1 protein-coding gene is annotated in these 397 nt (G+C 56.7%); it reads left to right on the forward strand.

The features are described 5' to 3' along the window. Window positions 1-13: 13 nt before the first annotated feature. The gene (locus F8C76_RS19280) at window positions 14-358 is read left to right on the forward strand and encodes a hypothetical protein (RefSeq protein WP_369126714.1); all 345 of its coding nucleotides are present in this window, start codon (window positions 14-16) and stop codon (window positions 356-358) included. The last annotated feature ends 39 nt before the right edge of the window (window positions 359-397 follow it).

Here is a 397-nt window from a genome sequence, read left to right on the forward strand (position 1 = left end):
TGAAGGCCGATATATGGCCTGCTGCCCTGCGCATGATGATCGAACCCCGAGCCTATCCATTAAGGAATGCGACGATGGTCGTTTGCTGGTGCATTGCTTCGCCGGTTGTCCAACTGGTGACGTGCTAACGGCTGTTGGCCTTAGCCTTGGCGACTTGTTCCCCGATGGAATGCGTAGCCATCACAAGCCGGGCTTACCTCATTGGAAAATGGAGCGCCTTCGGGCACATGCAGACCACGAGCGTGCCGTGCTGGCTTGTATGCGCTCTGATGCTGCGCGTGGTGAGCTTGTCGACCCTGAGCGTGCAGCCAAGGCCAAGGAGCGGCTACGCAAGATTGGGGGGCTTCTCAATGACTGATGATATAGATGCCATGATTGAAGAAGCGGAAGCCGAGAA

This window comes from Flagellimonas olearia (assembly GCF_009184425.1).
GTDB lineage: Bacteria > Bacteroidota > Bacteroidia > Flavobacteriales > Flavobacteriaceae > Flagellimonas > Flagellimonas olearia.